Origin of the sequence: Spartinivicinus poritis (genome assembly GCF_028858535.1) — a bacterium.
Classification (GTDB): Bacteria; Pseudomonadota; Gammaproteobacteria; order Pseudomonadales; family Zooshikellaceae; genus Spartinivicinus; species Spartinivicinus poritis.
Window position 1 is genome coordinate 66,120 of the sequence record NZ_JAPMOU010000006.1, and the last position, 18,239, is coordinate 84,358.

The 18,239-nt window shown below is 41.4% G+C and carries 17 protein-coding genes; 6 read left to right on the forward strand and 11 right to left on the reverse strand.

What is annotated here, in order from left to right:
• Positions 1-756 precede the first annotated feature (756 nt).
• Positions 757-2,256: a ricin-type beta-trefoil lectin domain protein gene (locus ORQ98_RS06935; RefSeq protein ID WP_274688062.1), complete on the forward strand. Its 1,500-nt coding sequence runs from the start codon at positions 757-759 to the stop codon at positions 2,254-2,256.
• 44 nt (positions 2,257-2,300) lie between these two features.
• Here the strand turns inward: ORQ98_RS06935 and ORQ98_RS06940 are convergent, their stop codons facing one another.
• From ORQ98_RS06940 to ORQ98_RS06950, 3 genes are all read right to left on the reverse strand, one after another.
• Positions 2,301-2,642, reverse strand: coding sequence for a hypothetical protein (locus ORQ98_RS06940; RefSeq protein ID WP_274688063.1), 342 nt, complete (start codon positions 2,640-2,642; stop codon positions 2,301-2,303).
• Between the two features lie 178 nt (positions 2,643-2,820).
• Positions 2,821-3,279, reverse strand: coding sequence for a macro domain-containing protein (locus ORQ98_RS06945; RefSeq protein WP_274688064.1), 459 nt, complete (start codon positions 3,277-3,279; stop codon positions 2,821-2,823).
• A 226-nt stretch (positions 3,280-3,505) separates the two neighbouring features.
• Complete coding sequence (locus ORQ98_RS06950) at positions 3,506-4,108, reverse strand: FMN-dependent NADH-azoreductase (protein WP_274688065.1); 603 nt, start codon at positions 4,106-4,108, stop codon at positions 3,506-3,508.
• Positions 4,109-4,297: 189 nt separating this feature from the next.
• On the opposite strand from ORQ98_RS06950, the gene ORQ98_RS06955 reads away from it, so the two are divergent.
• On the forward strand, positions 4,298-5,191 hold the full coding sequence (locus ORQ98_RS06955; protein ID WP_274688066.1) for a LysR family transcriptional regulator: 894 nt from the start codon (positions 4,298-4,300) through the stop codon (positions 5,189-5,191).
• A gap of 8 nt (positions 5,192-5,199) precedes the next feature.
• Here the strand turns inward: ORQ98_RS06955 and ORQ98_RS06960 are convergent, their stop codons facing one another.
• On the reverse strand, positions 5,200-6,009 hold the full coding sequence (locus tag ORQ98_RS06960; protein WP_274688067.1) for a hypothetical protein: 810 nt from the start codon (positions 6,007-6,009) through the stop codon (positions 5,200-5,202).
• Between the two features lie 238 nt (positions 6,010-6,247).
• Between ORQ98_RS06960 and ORQ98_RS06965 the strand changes: the two genes are divergently transcribed.
• Together ORQ98_RS06965 and ORQ98_RS06970 are read left to right on the forward strand one after the other, a co-directional pair.
• The gene (locus tag ORQ98_RS06965) at positions 6,248-6,688 is read left to right on the forward strand and encodes a hypothetical protein (RefSeq protein ID WP_274688068.1); all 441 of its coding nucleotides are present in this window, start codon (positions 6,248-6,250) and stop codon (positions 6,686-6,688) included.
• 502 nt (positions 6,689-7,190) lie between these two features.
• Positions 7,191-7,541 carry an STAS domain-containing protein gene (locus tag ORQ98_RS06970; RefSeq protein WP_274688069.1) on the forward strand — a complete coding sequence of 117 codons (351 nt, stop codon included), beginning with the start codon at positions 7,191-7,193 and terminating at the stop codon, positions 7,539-7,541.
• Positions 7,542-7,578: 37 nt separating this feature from the next.
• Here the strand turns inward: ORQ98_RS06970 and ORQ98_RS06975 are convergent, their stop codons facing one another.
• Entirely contained in the window at positions 7,579-8,277 is a 699-nt protein-coding gene (locus tag ORQ98_RS06975; RefSeq protein WP_274688070.1) for an alpha/beta fold hydrolase, read from the reverse strand.
• A 143-nt stretch (positions 8,278-8,420) separates the two neighbouring features.
• Here ORQ98_RS06975 and pdxH point away from each other — a divergent pair, with 143 nt between their 5' ends.
• Positions 8,421-9,062 carry a pyridoxamine 5'-phosphate oxidase gene (gene pdxH, locus ORQ98_RS06980; protein WP_274688071.1) on the forward strand — a complete coding sequence of 214 codons (642 nt, stop codon included), beginning with the start codon at positions 8,421-8,423 and terminating at the stop codon, positions 9,060-9,062.
• Between the two features lie 245 nt (positions 9,063-9,307).
• Here the strand turns inward: pdxH and ntrC are convergent, their stop codons facing one another.
• The 6 genes from ntrC to glnA form a co-directional block, all read right to left on the reverse strand.
• Entirely contained in the window at positions 9,308-10,735 is a 1,428-nt protein-coding gene (gene ntrC / locus ORQ98_RS06985) for a nitrogen regulation protein NR(I) (protein ID WP_274688072.1), read from the reverse strand.
• Positions 10,722-11,852 (reverse strand): nitrogen regulation protein NR(II), encoded by a 1,131-nt coding sequence (gene glnL / locus ORQ98_RS06990; RefSeq protein WP_274688073.1) that lies wholly within the window; start codon positions 11,850-11,852, stop codon positions 10,722-10,724. The genes ntrC and glnL overlap by 14 nt, the downstream gene beginning before the upstream one ends.
• Positions 11,853-12,125: 273 nt before the next feature.
• Positions 12,126-12,725 (reverse strand): DUF4124 domain-containing protein, encoded by a 600-nt coding sequence (locus tag ORQ98_RS06995; protein ID WP_274688074.1) that lies wholly within the window; start codon positions 12,723-12,725, stop codon positions 12,126-12,128.
• A gap of 365 nt (positions 12,726-13,090) precedes the next feature.
• Positions 13,091-13,642 (reverse strand): DUF4124 domain-containing protein, encoded by a 552-nt coding sequence (locus ORQ98_RS07000; RefSeq protein WP_274688075.1) that lies wholly within the window; start codon positions 13,640-13,642, stop codon positions 13,091-13,093.
• Positions 13,643-13,783: 141 nt separating this feature from the next.
• Entirely contained in the window at positions 13,784-14,413 is a 630-nt protein-coding gene (locus ORQ98_RS07005) for a DUF4124 domain-containing protein (protein WP_274688076.1), read from the reverse strand.
• A gap of 281 nt (positions 14,414-14,694) precedes the next feature.
• The gene (gene glnA / locus ORQ98_RS07010; protein WP_274688077.1) at positions 14,695-16,101 is read right to left on the reverse strand and encodes a glutamate--ammonia ligase; all 1,407 of its coding nucleotides are present in this window, start codon (positions 16,099-16,101) and stop codon (positions 14,695-14,697) included.
• Positions 16,102-16,628: 527 nt separating this feature from the next.
• On the opposite strand from glnA, the gene thiI reads away from it, so the two are divergent.
• Complete coding sequence (gene thiI, locus ORQ98_RS07015; RefSeq protein ID WP_274688078.1) at positions 16,629-18,080, forward strand: tRNA uracil 4-sulfurtransferase ThiI; 1,452 nt, start codon at positions 16,629-16,631, stop codon at positions 18,078-18,080.
• Positions 18,081-18,239: the final 159 nt, after the last annotated feature.

An 18,239-nucleotide genomic window follows, 5' to 3' on the forward strand; every position in this document is an offset into this window, starting at 1 on the left:
TTTTATAGAGCTACTAGTTGGTTTGACACTATTATTTTATTACTGTTCGTATCCGACAACTGTTCGCTTTGATTAAAATATTTGCAGGGCCTTCTGCTGACTGTCTGATTCTTATTGTTACTGAATCAGGCTTATTTGATGCCTGTTATATGTCGGAGTGTTCACACTCCTGTAAAGTCAGCACCTTTCCTGTACAGTTATTACTGTTAAAAAGCTTTAACAGTAATAGGACTTGATGGTGAAGTTAGCTTGCCACCTTATTTATTACCTTAGCTGCTGATAATGGGATAGTACAGCAAATATTACGTAAAAATGTCACTAAAAATTAACTGTTGTAAGTCGATAAAGTACTATTTTAAAGCTGCCAATTATACTAGAAACTGTTTGCGTGCCTAACTGTTGGTTAATAATTGGTTGTTACTGCTTTATAGTGGTTGGTCGAATAGAGAAGGTTGAATGCACTGCTGGCTTTATATGACTTCAACAATGAAAGCACCACAGCGTGCGCCACTTCCAGCTATTGCTCGTCATTTTTTTTATCATTCGTGCTTTGTACGTTCAAACTAAATATGCTTATTTCTTGAGCAACTAAATGATTGGCTTCATAACAAGGTATTTGAATAAAGCAAGACCTTTGCGTAAAAGCCAACTTTGTGACAATAGGTTTGTTGTTATTTGCTTGAGTGAGGCTCTATCAGGTAAGTGTTATCAGTTCTCGTAAAGCGGTAGTTTTTGTGTTGTTTAAATGGAATAAATATGCACTACAAGATGTACCCTGTTGTCAGCTCTTTATTTTTGGTTAATAGTTTTTTATCTACTGTAATAGTCATTTGGTTTTTATCATTGGTAACTCTAAGTCAATTAGTAGCTGCTAATGAGCGGTTAGGGGCAGAAGTTTTGCCGTCTTCTCTTTCAACGCGACCGATTATCCATGAAAAGAGCCCGCCTATACCTAAGCGGCCTGAAAAAGAGATTGCACTGCTGCAATTTGCCAATGATTTATGTTTAGAGGTGTTGTGGAGTAATAGTGATAACTATACACCAGTAAAGTTGGGAAGCTGTATTAACGCTAAACATCAAAAGTGGTGGTTTGATGATCAAAACAGGCTGCACAGCCAATTGGCCGATGGCAAATGTTTACAATTTCTAGCTGCATCTAGCATTAACCCTGTCGGACTGGTGTTTATCAATGAGTGTTCAGATTCACCAGCTCAGCAGTGGCAGTTTCAAGCAGGCCAACTGGTTGCTGTAGCTAACAATCAACGACTCATTGCCTTTGATAATAATGCAGGTAGCCAGTTATCTCTGGTAGCAGCTGAGGATGCTCCAGGTCAGCAATGGCAATTTAAAGTCATTAACCAGCAAATTTTATCGAAACAGTTGCAATCTGTTGATAAGACAAGCTTGTCATCAGTAACGGGCTTTGTACCAATAAAGTTCAGAGAAAACCTATGTTTATCTGTTGCTGGTGGATTGGTGAATGCGGATGCTCCAGTAGTGATTGAGCAATGTGATAATAGTTTAAACCAGCAGTGGCAAATAGACCGCTTCGGGCGTCTGCGTCCTCAGCATTCTGTGGATAAGTGTCTTGATCCGGGCAAGAAAAGCACACTAGCCGCTGTAATGACAGCAATGCAGCCTTGTAATCATCAGTTATCACAACGCTGGCGAATAGAAAACGGAATAATAAGTAACTTGGCTAATAAACAGTTGGTGCTAGATGTAGAAAGCAACAAACCAAATGCCAGGGTTTTGGCCAGAGTGAAAGGCAGCTGGCAGTGGCAGACGCCCACAGTACAACAAATTAAACAGAAGCCTTTGATGGGTGAAAATATCATTGAGCAGGCTAAAGACTTTTTGTCTGATAAGCTCTATCAGGCCATTCTGTTTGGTAATAATTTATGTTTGGACTTGTATAGAGAAATTGACCAAAAAAATACGCTGCAGCTATGGCACTGTAACGAGCCAAATTTACAGCTTTGGTGGCTGGATAGTGATGGGCGGCTACATCCACAAAGGGATAAAAACAAGTGCTTGAGTTTAGTTGATGAGCAGAGCAATCAACAAAAGGTTACTTTGCAAACCTGTAATATGGATAAACAACAACTTTGGCGAATTACTAAAGGTGATATGGTGAGTCAGTTGGATCCTACGTTGAGTTTGACTGCACTAGGCATTCATGGTGGCGCGAAGGTAACTGTAAAAGTATTGCCGCATTGGAGAGTGTCTTTTGCCAAGGAAGCGCTTACTTATTAATATCTAAAGCCCGTTCATGACGGATATAATCGTGAAAGGGCGAGTTAGTCTACTGGCTTCTTTATATTGTTTACCAATAGTTCTGCCTCTTTTTTGTTTAGATTAGTAATTTGGATTCTGTCAGTATAACTGTATTCCAGCTTTTTAGGTTTTCCTACAAGCGTGCCAAATGCTTTTATAGTAAGAGGCTTTCCCAGGTTTTTTGATGTGAACAGAAAAAGGTTTCTACCGAATTCAATGGTAAACTCTAAGTGAACAACATACTCTTCAGCTCTTGAGCGCCCGAGGGCAGCATCAAGAATGTCAGCTTTATTTGCAATAATAGAATTACTTCCAGCTTGAAAAATAATATCTGCAGGGGAGATGGCAGGTAAGCTTAAAAGCACTATCAGCAAAAGAGGTCTGATGGGCATGGTGATCTTTTGTACCTTTCATACTATTTAAAAGTAATGACACTCTTTAAATGTATAAGTTAATGATAGAGATAGTGCCAGTAGCTAAATAGTAGATAGGGGAGTAAGAACTGGTTGTTATAGATAGGTTTGGTTTCAGAGTAAAGTATACTTACTTATTGGTGTTTACTACTAGGGTATGATCCTCTCCTTCTAACTCTTCAGAAAGAATAATTTCAATCACTTCCCAGTCGCCTTTAGTGAGTCCGATACCAAATAACGGATAGCCAATTCTCATGCCACTAAATCGATGCTTTACTTCATGAATGGCAGAGCGTACCGCATTATAGTCAGTTCTGATCTGGGGGCCTCGCCAGTCATACTGAATATAAGCATTGACTACGGTTAAGGTATGACTGAGAAGCTCAACCGTTGCGTAAGATATTGTACCAAGTTTGCTTCTATCCCCTTTAATGGTGGCACAGTCTGCATAATAAGCTTCTGGAAAAATATTCTTGATTGTTTTAGCAATGCCTGCTGCCATTGTGCACTGACAATTACAACCGTGAATGATTACATCAAAATATCCATCAGCAACTAATTTAATTAAATCACCAGTAATCACTTTCATTTTACAGCCTGAGGGAAACAAAAAACAACTTCTAGATTACCCTGTATTTAATTATATCATACTGTTGTAGAGTAAACTGAAAAAGTTCTTAAAAATAAATCAGGTGTATTTAAATATAATGAAATATGAATAATATATGACAAATTATTTTTTGATCGGTGTTGCTTTGTAAATAAATAGTTATTTTTGAGTGCTTCTAATAGAGAAGCACGAAAGAATAAGAGCTTTAATTTAGTGAAAGCTGCTTTAGTTGAACTTCTGCTTCAGACAATGCTCGATTTTTAATTTTTTCACCCATATTAAGCCCCTCGGCATAGATAAAGGAAACATTGGTGATACCAATAAATGCTAAAAAGCTTTTCACAAAAGGCGTTTCAGTGTCCAGGTCAGTATTTTTATGGATACCTCCTCGTGTTGTCACAACAATTGCCTGTTTATCTCTTAGCAAACCCTCTGGACCATTCTCAGTATACCTAAAAGTAACTCCAGCCCGAGCGATATGATCAAACCAGGCTTTTAAGGTTGAGGGAACACCAAAATTATACATGGGAAGCCCTATAACCAATAAGTCACTTGCTTGTAGTTCTTCAATAAGTTGATCTGCAAAAGTCACCTTGCTTTGCTGTTCTGTGTCTCTGGTGTTTTCAGGTGTGCTTAGTGCTTGAAGAAAACCTGCATCCTGATGAGGTATGGGGCTGGAAGAAACATCTCTAACTGTTACATGAGATCCATATTGCTCGGCAAGATGGCTTACTAACTGGTTCGCTAATTGGGTCGACTCTCCCTGACTACCAAAAACACTACTATTAATTTGTAGAATTTGTTTCATTAAGGCATCTCCTGGTTTTGTGAATATGTCCAATCTTACATTTAGAAAATTGATTAATAGTTGGAATAAGTAGCCCTATTTGATTAAATTATTAGATATGTTTGAGGGAGCTAAGGTTAGCAAGCCCAACAAACCCAAAGAAAAACAACGACAGCAAAGTAGAATGGTCGCAGATAGAGCAGCAATCGAATGAAGGTTCCTAGAATATCAATAGAGTACTGGTTAGCGTTGCAGGCTGTGGTTGAGTACGGTGGTTTTAGCCAAGCAGCAGAAGCATTGAATAAAAGCCAGTCAGCTATTAGCTATAGCATTAGCAAGTTACAAGAGTTGTTACCAGTCAGGATTGTTGAGCAGCAAGGGCGCAAAGCGGAGCTGACTGACGCAGGGAAGTTGCTATATCAACAAGTGAAGCAACTTATCCAGCAAGCAAATGAGCTAGAAGACCTAGCTCGAACACTGGCTCAGGGTATAGAGCCTGAATTAAAAATAGCGGTTGACTTGCTGGTGCCTAGGCGATGGTTGTTAACCGGGCTGAATCAATTTAACAATGAATACCCTACCAGTCGGCTAACACTTTTAGAAACCAGTTTATCGGGTACGGATGAAGCTTTACTATTTGGTGAAGCAGATATTTTACTATCACCTAGGGTGCCCACTGGGTTTTTAGGTGTCATGCTATTTCAAATAGACTTTTTAGCCGTTGCGCATAAAGATCATCCGTTACATCAACAAGCATCACCCATCAGTGAAAATGACTTAAAAAAACACCGCCAAATAGTAATTCGAGACTCAGGTTTAAAGCGTAATCAAGATGCAGGATGGCTAGCAGCAGAACAACGTTGGACAGTAAGTCATTTTGCTACCTCTGTTAGTTGCTTAAAAGAAAAAATGGGGTTTGCCTGGTTACCAGTCAGTTATATTGAAACTGAGTTAGCAGAAGGGATATTAAAGCCTATAAACTTAGCTGTTGGACAGCGGCGTCAGCTGCCTATTTATATGGTAGTCAGGTTAGGAGAAAAAGCGGGTCCTGGTACAAAACGGTTAGCTGAAATACTGCAGACAGGTATTAAAAAAAATAGTTAATCGTTTTCTTAAGAGAATGGTGTTTTAAGCTTAAGTTCAATTCTTTTCTCTAAGTTGAGCTGCTTGAATGTATCCTGCCAATATCGATTAACTAGCCGGTCAATTAAGCCGGTTTGCTTGGCTTTTAATAGGGCAGACTCAATGATGGGTTTTAACTGTCTTGAGGTGGGGGATAAGTAAAACTGAAAGTCACGGTCGTAACGGAGTAACAGTCGTTGCTCAATAAATAATTCAGGGTATAAAACTGACTCAGCTAATATTTCATTGACTCCTCTTGAAAAATAATCGATACCACGATTTCTGGCAGCAACCATTAGAAAAATGTCTTGCGAGTCACCGGAAATGACTCGATAAGGTAATTGATTATATTTCCAGACTGATACGTCAAACCACCCTTCACCAAAGCCACCTGTTTTTTGCAATTGTCGAAAATCACTCAGGGTTTTTACCTGTTGATATATATGCTGTTGGTTTTTAGGGATAAGTAATACTCGCTTACCAATTAAACCGTTGGTAATGCCTATATTTATTGGGACAAAAGCTTGGTCTCTAGAAATTGCTTTAATAAACCAGTGGACTGAAATAACCCCCTGCTTTAAAAAGATCACAATACGCTTTTGCGATAAATCATGGATGTGGTTAATTGTTAATTGATAACCAACAAGAGTTAAGGACTGTCTTAGCAACTCATGATAGTAACGGTGGTTACCGTCTTTTAGTGTGGCAATGGTAAGTGTTAGCTGCTGAGCAGCTAATAAAGGATAACTAACTACAGCAAAAAGAAGTAAAAATATGGAAAAAGTGCTTGTTCGTTGCATTTACTAACGCCTGGGTGCTGCTAACTATCACTAAGTGTAGTCAAGAGGTTCGAACTTGAAAGCTATAACACTTTAGTATTAAAAGTTAGTTGGCATTTTTATTTTAACACCTTAATTTCTTGAGTCGGCTTGTGTTGGTCGAAATTTGAGCTATTGAATAAATGAAAATAGGTTAGAACTATTTTGTTAAGTAATCTAATCTTCGTTGCGAGGGAAAAAACTGAAAGGGAAATTGAAAATGAATAAAACAAAATTAATTTGTATGGCAGCAGGAGTAGCTTATGCATTTATGGGGCAAGTAGCGAGTGCTGATAATGGTGAAACTAATGCCTATGAAGAATTTGATTTTGATGCACCTGCCGAATTAATAGCAACAGGTTGTAAGCTGCAAGCACCTAAAGAAGTAGAAAAAAATAAAACTCATAAAGTGTGGGTTAGATCCGCAGGGGGAACTTTTTCAAAATATACAGTAAAAGTTTTTGAGGTTTTGCCTACCACAGGTGGCTGGAAGCATGAGCAGTTTGACCAACGAACTTCACCATCAAGTAATGTTTCAGGCACAGCAGCTAATTTTTTCTTACCAGGTTACTCATATTTTCCTAAGGGAGGAGAAATTAAGGTTCAAGCGATTGTACTGCCGTATAATGTGACTTGCTCAACCACAATGAAAATTAAGTAACTATATACCCTTCGCGAATGATTTTTAGGCTTTGTTGTCATCGCATCTCACCCCAATCACCTATTATTTATAGGCTCATGGGGGCAAGTCTGCTACTGTAAGACTTGCGGTAGCTACTTTAATTTATATAAAAAGTGCTACTGGAACTCGTTATTCGACGGCCCAGCTAGCGCTTTTTATTTCAGTTAGTGCAGCTATCGCTAGCTTCACGGTAGTAAGCTAGCCCCCTAAAAACCCTACGCTTTGGGTATAGTCATCGTTGATGACTAACATTCTTTGTGAATGATTGCTGCTGTTAACCACCAGAGGAAGATCAGAACTCTTCTGGTGAGTTATTTTATTTTTATTAAAAATTAATGACAATAATTAAAAATTACGTTCTTAGTGTAGAATTGCTTAGAGTAGAGTTATAAGCAAGCTAAAAATTTGCCATATTTTTTATAAGTGAAGAAACAATAGCTGCGTATAATTATTATACGATAGTTGGATGAAAGAGTTGCTGATGGGGCAGGTTTTTAGAGTATCTGAAAAACATAGCTTTTATTTAGTTAAGCTGCATTTTGATCTTGATTATAAAACCAGTAGCCCGCTAATGCTCAGGTTAAACAGATTATTAACTGATCTGAATAAAGACCTGGTTATCGATTTAAGTACGGTGTCTTACATTGACTCGGCTGGGTTAAGAGTATTACTTTGTCTTTGTAAGTTAGTCAGAGGGCAGGGGCGCCTGGCGTTCTTAATGGGGCTAAATAGCCAGCCTTATGGCCTAATTAAGTTAACAAAAATGGCTCAACACTTTCACTTAATTGAAAGTGTTGAGCAGTATTATGATATCTGTTCGGCCTTACGATAACCTAAAAAGCTGCTTTTCTTATCAATAGATGAGAGTCTTAAGGTGTAATCCATTGTTGTAATATAGTTGTCAATAATTGTGGCTGCTCCAAAGGTATCATATGACCACAATCTTCCAGAATATGTAACTCAGAGAGAGGAACTAAGCTAGCCATGGTTGAAATGGCTTTGTAGGGGGCAATTTGGTCATGTTTGGCTCCAACAAGCAATGTTGGTTGCTGAATTCTCGATAATAAAGACTCACGATTTTCTCTATTTAAGGTGGCGGTGAGTTGGTTAACAAAAACTTGCTCTCCTGCGTCTTGCTCCATTTGTTTGATCAGGTTTAATAGCTCATCATTATGGTGCTGATCAGGGTGAACCATCAAGCGTAATCGTTCCTGGTTCATGCCAGAATACAGCCCTTGTTGTATTTGGTTTAATAGCTTACGGCGCATTTTTTTTTCTGATTCTGGATAGCCTTTCGCTGTGGTTCCAATAATAGCCAACTTACTAAATAACACTTCACCTTGTAGTGCATATTCCAGTGCAAGATACCCTCCCATGGAAAAACCGATAATAATTGATTCGAAGGTGCTGGCTTTAGCAATGGCCGATAGCATTTGATCGAATTGGCTATAATTGCGTAAGTCAAGAAAGTCGGGCTGGCACACTTCTTTTAAATGATCCATTTGATATTGCCATACCCTTTGGTCACAGAGCATACCAGGTAGAAATAAGACGTGAGGTTTATTCATTTTATAGTCTCAAAAAGTCAATTTTCAGAGGATCCTCGGTAGTATAATGCTAGTAACGACTCTACAATAATGAATCCTTTAAATGTGGGTGTACCATCGCGTGAAAAATATGAAAAACATGAAGAGTATATAGGCGTAACACAATGGATATTAGTCAAGAGCGTAGAGAGTACCTGAGAGCGGGCTTGTCTGAAGAGCACCTTCATAACACTCCGATAGAGCAGTTTCGTCACTGGCTAAAGGATGCCATTGATACTGAAATTTCCACTGACCCTACGGCTATGTGCTTATCTACCGTTGGTGCCGACGGGCGGCCGAGCCAGCGAATTGTGCTGCTAAAACAGTTTGATGAAAAAGGCTTTGTGTTTTACACCAACTTGGAAAGTAAAAAAGCCAAGCAAATTGCTGAAAACCCTAATGTTTGCCTGCATTTTGGCTGGTTACCTTTAGAAAGGCAGGTCATTATTAACGGCACTGCCAGTAAGTTGTCAGTTGCAGAAGCAACTAAGTATTTTTTAAGCCGCCCCCGAGATAGTCAACTTGCTGCCTGGGCCTCTCAACAAAGTCAGAAAGTTTCTTCCCGTCAGTTGTTGGAGCAGGCTTTTTCCCAAATGAAGCAAAAGTTTACTAAGGGAGATATTCCACTGCCCAGTTTTTGGGGTGGGTTTAGAGTAGTGCCTGAGCAAGTGGAATTTTGGCAGGGCAGAGCGAACCGATTACACGATAGATTGGTTTATAGTCAGAGTGAAGCGGGGGAGTGGTCAATAGAGCGGTTGCAACCATAGAGGGTAAATAAAGAGGGGAGAAATTCTTTGAATCTAATTTCCTTCTTCCCCTTGGGGGAGAAGGTTAGGATGAGGGGGAGCCGTAAGGCTAGTAAAAAAATAATGGTTCTAGTGAGAAGGTATCTTATGGCTAATATATCCTCACCCTAGCCCTCTCCCAGAGGGAGCTAAAAATGACTTTTGTGAACCCTGAAGAGGGGGCCATATCCTTAATCTTTTGTGACAGCCTGAAAGCTGAGAGCTTACTAATCATCCGCCAGGCTATTTGCCCCTAAATCTAGTTTTAGTTCTTTAATTTTGCGGGTTAAGGTATTTCTGCCCCAGCCTAGTAATTGAGCAGCATCGCGGCGGCGGCCACCAGTATGCTTTAGTGCCACTTCAATCATAGCGCGTTCAAATGCGGGTACGGCAATATCCAAAATTTGCCGGTGGCCGAGAGCTAGTTCTTGGTCGATCCAGTTCCTGAGTTGCTGCTCCCAATTTAAATTTTGGATTGGAGTGTTAGGTTGCTCCAGCAACTCTGGTGGTAGGTCGGTTGGTAAAATTTCGCGGCTGGATGCCATTACGGTTAACCATCGGCAGGTATTTTCTAACTGCCTGACGTTTCCTGGCCAGTCTAATTTGGATAGTAAGTCTGCGGTTTCTGGTTTTAGTGCTTTGGCTTCTACTGCTAATTCTTCTGCTGCACGGTTTAAGAAGTAATGGGCTAGCAGCGGTATGTCTTCGCGTCGATCCTGCAGTTTGGGGATATGAATCCGGATGACATTGAGTCGGTGAAATAAGTCTTCTCGAAAGCTGCCTTTGGCTACCAGTTTTTCCAGGTGCTGGTGGGTAGCGGCGATAATTCTTACATCTACTTTAATTGGAGTATGGCCACCTACTCGGTAAAACTCACCATCAGCAAGTACGCGTAACAGCCGGGTTTGAGTTTCTGCTGGCATGTCGCCAATTTCATCCAAAAATAGGGTGCCGCCATTGGCCTGCTCAAAGCGACCAGCACGTTGCTGGGTGGCGCCTGTAAATGCGCCTTTTTCATGGCCAAATAACTCTGACTCCATTAAATCTTTGGGAATAGCAGCCATATTCAAAGCTATAAAAGGTCTGGTTGCCCTTGGGCTATGTCGGTGTAATGCTTGAGCGACCAGCTCTTTTCCGGTACCTGACTCACCATTGATTAACACAGTGATGTTCGATTTAGACAGCCTGCCGATAGCCCGAAACACCTCTTGCATGGCAGGGGCTTCACCAATAATTTCCGGGGCATCTGGTAACTGTTGCTGAACGGCTTCAACTTCTTGTTCATGAACATGGGCTAAAGCCCGTTTAACCAGGCTAACGGCTTCATCTACATCAAAGGGTTTGGGTAAATACTCAAAAGCTCCACCTTGGTACGAGGAAACAGCACTGTCCAGATCAGAGTGGGCTGTCATGATAATGACTGGAATTTTAGGATAGTGAGCTTGCAGGTCTTGTAGTAATGACAAGCCATCTATACCGGGCATGCGAATATCGCTAATGATCACCTGGGGTTGCTGTCGCTCCAGTTTGGTAAGAATCTGGTTGCCTGAGTCAAAGCTGAGTGACTCAATTTGGGCTTGGTGCAAAGCCTTTTCTAATACCCAGCGAATGGAGCGGTCGTCATCAATAATCCACACAGAATCACGTACAGTCATGAGCTCTCCTTTTTATTGATGATCGAGTTGCTGTTGATTTGTCAGGTGTTATGGGCTGTGAAGGTACTAATGATTGAATGGGTAAGTACATGCTAAAGCAGGTTTTACCTGGCTCACTTTCACAACTAATCATTCCTTGGTGTTGCTGTAATATCGATTGAGCAATCGATAAGCCCAGACCTGAGCCTTCTGCCCGGCCGCTGACGAGTGGATAAAAAATATGCTCAAGAATATTGGCAGGTACGCCTGGGCCGTTGTCCATTATGTTTACCTGGCAAACCAGCCGATGGCGCTGGTTGCCGATAGTAAACTGACGTAAAACTCGGGTCTTAAAGGTAATCATCCCTTCGTTTAGGGGCATTACAGTTTGAATAGCCTGCAAAGCATTGCGCACGATATTTAAAATAGCTTGGATGAGCTGCTCTATATCGGCCATTACATCTGGGATGCTGGGATCGTAATCTTTGGTAATAGTCAGCTGGTTGTGGGTTTCTGCTAAGATCAGTTGAGCGACACGCTCTAATACTTCGTGAATACTACAAGGGCCAAGTTTAGAAGGCTTGGTTGGCCCTATCATTCTATCAACCAGGTTAGTCAAGCGGTCTGTTTCTTCGATAATAACCTGGGTATAATCCTGTAACGCACTATCTGGTAGTTCCTTTGCCAGCAGCTGTGCTGCACCCCGAATGCCCCCTAGTGGGTTTTTCACTTCATGCGCAACACTACGTACTAACAATTTGCTGCTCTCTTGCTTTTCTCGAAGCGCTTCTTCCCGAGTTATTTTTAGTAGGCGATCACGAGGCTGAATCTCCATGACCAAGCTATCCCTACCATTGGTAACTGGAGTCACGGCATAGTCCACAGTTAGTAGTTGGCCATTGGGTAAGTGCAGGGTGGCCTCTCGTTTGGTAAAAGGCTGGCCACTACTGAGGGCATTTAAAAAAACAGGCTTGTTCGATGGCTGCTCAACAAATAAGACTTCTAGAGCAGCACCTGTCACTTGACTGCCACTCACTGCAAAAAGCATCTCTGCAGCTGGATTGATGTAAAGCAGGTTAAGCTGCTGATCAATCTCCAAAACGGCAGTGGTTAAAAACTCCAATAATTGGTCTGACATTATCTTTATAGTTAATAAATTAAAAAGTTATAAGTGCGAGCAAAATCCAAGCCAATAAAGCTAAACAGTATTGTTGAAGGAATGCATAGGCTTGTAGGCTCTTCTATAAAACGTCAACTATTCCTGGTTGTTTGTGGCTGTTTGCTGTTGTAGAGGTACAGCTTGTATAAGAAGTTGCACTGTGATGGTGCACTAAAAGGAAAGGGTAATGCAAGAGGAAGTGAAAAAGTTGGGCATTAATGCATGTAGGGTATGCCCCTGCTAAAACAACGGTTAAAACAATAGTGCCTTGAGCCTGCTAAGCAGGCTGGGGGAGGCATCTCCCCCTTTGGCCTGCTTAGTCTTGTTGCGATCTAGTAGGGCACTGGATCGGTGAACATGCACAGTGACACTAGCGCTGTTTAATACGCGGCCATCGGAGTTGAGTACTTTTACCACAATGCTATGGGTGCCACGGTCAACGTTATTCAAGTTAAACAACAGGCCTTTTTGTTTGCTTCCATAGGGTTTGCCATCAATATACAGCTGGACACTATCACCAGGCCTGAGATTAGGCGAAATGGCCGCTAACACAGAGAAGTTACCTGAGCCTCTGATGGTGGCATCCTGGGTTGGCTTTTTAATGTTGAACTCGCGGTAGCTGAAGCTTTTGCTGTTAATGTCAGATGATTTGCTTGATGGAGATATCTTGGCGGGGGGTAAAGAAATAGTATTGCCTTTTTTTAGCTCAACCTCCTCAGCCGGTTTGCCTTCAGGGTTGTCGGTAAAAACCACTTTGCCATCTTTATCGATAGTTTTATAGATTTCGGCGTAGCTCGCTGCCCAGGGTAGGATAGCAATTAGCGCCCATAGCAATGATGTTGGCTTCAGCATAAAAAGGATTCCATAAATAAAACTCACTCGCGAAGAGTATATTATTATTTTTAGTCGTTATTGATTCAGAATACCTTCTATTAGAAAAAGTTCTATTAGCACAGAAATTATAGTAGAGAGCTTGCATTTGATATGAGGTGGATGCAAAAGTGCTTTCAAACCAAGTCCTTCTCCCTATCGATAGGTGCTTCCCCCCTTTGAAAAAGGGGGGCTAGGGGGGATTTAATTTGAATGTAAAAAGCGAGCAGGTTATTTGACGTGCTTTGAGCCGACTTTCATGAAATCCCCCTCAATCCCCCTTTTTGTAAAGGGGGAAGTTGGATTGCGCCATAGTTCTAATTCTCCTTCTTTTACAACATTCTAATTCAGGGTGAAGGTGGTACTGGTGTAGGTTTTGGTTTGGGTAGTAACTTACTTGTTTGCTTAAGGTGCACTTTGACATTGGCACTGTTAAGTACTTTACCTTCTTCATTCAGCACTTTTACTGATAGATCGTGGGTTCCCCTATCGATATTAGCAAGGTTAAAGCTCGTTCCTTTTTGTTTCTTGCCATAAGGTTTTCCATTTAAATAAAGCTGTAAGCTATCCCCTGCTTTTAGTTTGGGAGAAATTTCAGTGCTGACTTTAAAGTTGCCTGCATTCCGAATGGTTTCTCCTTCTAGTGGCTGTTTAATTGTAAAAAAGTTATAGCCATGTTGGCCTTCTGTTTCGGAAGGCTGATTGTTAATTGGTATAACAGGGGGCGGTGAGATGATACTGCTAGGGTTTAGTTTTACAGGCTCTGCGGGATTATCCCCAGGCTCGTCAGTAAAAATAATATTTCCCTTTTCATCCACTGTTTTATAAATCTCGGCTTGAATAAGGCTAAAGGGAAGCAAAGCCACTAGAGCAAATAGCAAAGCAATTGTTTTTAACATAACAGTAAGAGTCCATTCTGTAGGAGAGAAGCGCTCGTAAGTCCATTATTATTTTTAGCTTATTATTGCTTTGAATGACTGACTATTAGGAAAATTTCTGTATTAACCCACAAACTAAGTTGTTAGTGGGTTAGGTGGTAATTAGCTTCCTGTTGGTACAGTTGGAGCGTTTGGAGCTCTTGGGGCTGTAGGTGCTTGTGGAGCCATTGGTGCTTGTGGAGCCAGTGATGGAGAACTAGATGAAGGGGCAGTATTTTTAATACCTGATGGGTTGCGTGAGTAAACCGTAACACTAGCAGTATTTAGTACTTTACCTTTTGAGTTAAGTGCTTGAACGCCAAGAGTATGTGGGCCTCGCTCTAGATTTTTGACCTTAAACCTTAACCCTTTTTGTTTATTGCCATGAGCTTTACCATCGACGACTAACTGTAATCTATCCGCTGGCCTTAACCTAGGACTGATTACTGCAAGCACAGTGACATCGCCATTTAAAGCAATGGTGTCACCGTTTACAGGCTTTTTAATAGTAAGGGAACTGTAGCTAAAAGTGTCTTCTTTGCTAGGTCCTTGAGGGTCGGGTGGCACAATGGTTGGGGGAGAAATAATGGTGCTGGGCTTGAGTTTTACCTGCTCTGCAGGCTTATCCCCAGGAGCATCGGTAAAATTAACATTACCTTCGTTATCTACTGTTTTATAAATTTCTGCGTGGCTGGCAGCCCAAGGTAGTGCGGCTGTTAATACCCACAATAATAGTGAAGCTGGTTTAAACATAAGAGGGTGTTCCTGTCTGATTTAGAAAGGAATGAGTGCTACTTAATTTAAGGGTGCAGCACTAATTAAAACTCTAAACCCTTAATCTTAGACATGCAAAATTAATAAAGTGGACATCATTTCAGTTTTTGAACTGCAATGAAATTTTCGTTAAGTAAGGAACACCTGAGAAAGCTTTGGTTGTTTTTTGCAGAAGGCAGAAGAGAGTAACGCTTGTGTAGCAAAGCCCTCAATTGAGGGCTTTATGATGGCGTGTTGATTACGCTCAGTGCTACAGTTAGCTACACACTGTAGTACAGGTCAAACTCAACGGGGTGAGTGGTTTGATTGACTCGCTCACACTCTTCACGCTTAAGCTCAATGTAGCCATCAATCATATCATCACTGAATACGCCACCTTCTTTCAGGAAGTCGCGATCTTGATCTAATGCATCCAATGCTTCTTCTAGGCTGGTCGCCACAGTTGGGATCTCAGCAGCTTCTTCGGGTGGCAGATCGTATAAGTCTTTATCTGCAGCATCACCAGGGTGGATTTTGTTTTTAATACCATCCAGGCCAGCCATTAGCATTGCAGCAAAAGACAGATAAGGGTTAGCGGTTGGATCTGGGAAGCGTACTTCAATCCGGCGAGCTTTAGGGCTATTTACATAAGGAATCCGAATAGAAGCTGAGCGGTTACGCGCAGAATAAGCCAGCATTACGGGGGCTTCGAAGCCTGGAATAAGCCGCTTAAAGGAGTTTGTGGAGGCATTGGTAAAGGCGTTTAATGCTCTAGCATGCTTAATGATACCACCTATGTAGTACAGTGCTGTTTCAGAAAGCCCAGCATAACCATCACCGGAGAAAATGTTTTCACCATTTTTAGAAATAGACTGGTGTACATGCATGCCGTTACCGTTATCCCCTACTAACGGCTTAGGCATGAAAGTAGCGGTTTTACCGTAGTGATGAGCAACATTGTGCACGCAATATTTCAAAATTTGGGTTTCATCAGCTTTTTTCACCAGGGTATTAAAGCGAGTTCCGATCTCACATTGCCCAGCTGTTCCTACTTCATGATGATGAACTTCAACAGGCAAGTTCATGGCTTCCATTGAGGCGCACATAGCTGCACGTAGGTCGTGGAGTGAGTCTACTGGAGGTACAGGGAAGTAGCCCCCTTTTACTCTTGGACGGTGGCCAATATTGCCCCCTTCAAAGGCTTCAGAAGAGGCCCAGTGTGCTTCCTCTGAGTTAACTTCATAAGAGCAGCCTGAAATGTCTGCTTTCCATTTCACATCATCAAACACAAAAAACTCAGGCTCTGGGCCAAAGAAAGCAGTATCGCCAATACCAGTTGATTTCAAGTAATCTTCAGCACGCTTAGCAACAGAGCGAGGGTCTCTCTCATAGCCTTGCATGGTAGCTGGTTCAATAATGTCGCAGCGTAAAATTAGGGTGTTTTCATCAGTAAAAGGGTCGATAACTGAAGTGGAGTCATCAGGCATCAGCATCATGTCAGACTCATTAATGCCTTTCCAACCGGCAATTGATGAGCCATCAAACATTTTGCCCACCTCAAAAAAATCTGCATCAATTTCACTGGTTGGGATAGAAACGTGCTGCTCTTTTCCCTTAGTGTCGGTAAAGCGTAGATCTACCCACTTTACATCACTTTCTTCAATTAACTTCAGAGTATTCGCTGACATGCTGTTTTCTCCAGAGGTCTATAAGCCGGTTTCGGTTTAACTGGTTGTGTTTGGATGAGTCCAAGCTATAAAGTTTTGTTATTAATTATTAAGAACTTATTGCTTCAAAGACTTACTGATATTGATCAATCAAGCTTGAGAAACAACATTGGCTCAGCAGTAGCTGCTTGAATCACCACTTATGATTAATAAACTGTTGGCCACTCCGGTTGAGATGAATGCACCAAAAAAAATTTCTCAACGACTATTTCACCGCAGCTTCATCGCGACCAGCAGCAATAGTCATGCCATCACGCTAATTTTGGGTTAAACCAGAAAAATCAGGGTGAGTGCAATGTAGAAGCTCAAAACAATAGAACAGCAACGCACTAAGCTGGTGCATTAAAATATAAATGCACTACTCAGGCGCTTTTTGATAGCAACTTATACTAACGACTGGTGGGACTGCTTTGGTTTAGTGATCATGATAGCTGGTTTTTGTATAATAGTTTGCTACATGTTAGTTGCAATCAGATGAAATCCCTTCCATGAAATTCATTGTTAAATTATTTCCTGAAATCACCATTAAAAGTAAGCCGGTTCGTCAACGCTTTGTTAAACAGTTACGGCGTAATATTCGTTGGACGTTAAAGCCCATCGATCCTGAAATTGAGGTGGTAGGGAGCTGGGATAAAATTGAGGTTGTCACGCAACAGGATGATAAAGCTGTTACCCAGCAAATAGCAGAAAAACTTACCCATACCCCTGGTATTTGCCAAGTATTGGAAGTGGTGGATTACCCTCTGGTTGATCTCGACGATATGCTCGATAAAGTGGCTACCATTTTTGGGGATTCTTTGGCTGGCCATTCTTTCTGTGTGCGTTGTAAGCGTTCTGGTCACCATGAGTTCACTTCGACTGATGCTGAAAGATATATTGGCGGCGGATTGCACCAAAGGGTTGCAAATACTTCTATTAAATTAAAAGATCCTGAAATTACCGTTAAGCTGGAAATTAAAAATAAGCGTTTCTATGTGGTGAAGAGTGTATTACCTGGGCTGGGTGGCTTTCCTCTCGGTACCCAGGATGGTGTGTTATCGCTTATCTCTGGTGGGTTTGATTCAACGGTTTCTAGCTTTTTAACCATGAAACGGGGGTTGCTCACCCATTACTGCTTTTTCAATTTAGGTGGTCATGCCCATGAAATTGGGGTTAAGGAAGTTGCCTATTACCTGTGGAATAAGTTTGGCTCTTCTCATCGGGTAAAGTTTGTCACCGTACCTTTTGAGCATGTTGTTGCTGAAATTCTACAGAACATTGATAAATCCTACATGGGAGTGGTGCTGAAGCGAATGATGCTACGAGCTGCCAGCCAAGTAGCTGAAGGTCTAGAGGTAGAGGCACTGGTAACCGGTGAAGCGATAGCACAGGTTTCTAGTCAAACCCTAGCAAATTTATCAGTCATTGATGAGGTAACTGAAAACCTGGTTATTCGCCCTCTAATTACCATGGATAAGCAGGATATTATCAACACTGCTAGAGCCATTGGCACAGAAGATTTCGCGAAAAATATTCCTGAATATTGTGGCGTAATATCGGTTAACCCTACTACTCGGGCAAGGCGGCATAAGGTTGAGGATGTTGAATCGAATTTTAATTTCGCGGTATTAGATCAGGCGGTGGCTGATCGCCGGGAAGTGTTAATCAACGATATTATTCAGGATGACTTAAAAGCGGCTGAGGTCGAGGTGCTGAGTATTCCGCTGCCTAATAGTGTGATTCTTGATATCCGCCATCCCACCGAGGAAGAGCTAAGCCCGTTAAAAATGGATAACAATGAAGTAAAAACCATTCCTTTCTATCAACTAAATACTGCATTTAAGGAGCTCGATGCTAATCAGCAATATATGCTTTATTGCGATAAAGGCGTAATGAGCCGCTTACATGCCATGCATTTAAAAGACGAGGGTTACGAAAACATCAAAGTTTATCGTCCCTAGTGAACTTTCTTAGTAGAACGGTGGTAAACTACCGCACCAAAATTTTCTGGATTTTCTAGCTGAAGACGTTGAATTGGTAAGACAACTTGCTAATTCTGGCATTTACTATAGGAATGCCCCTACTAACATACTTGTTTCTAGGGTGCTGCTCTTAGGCCA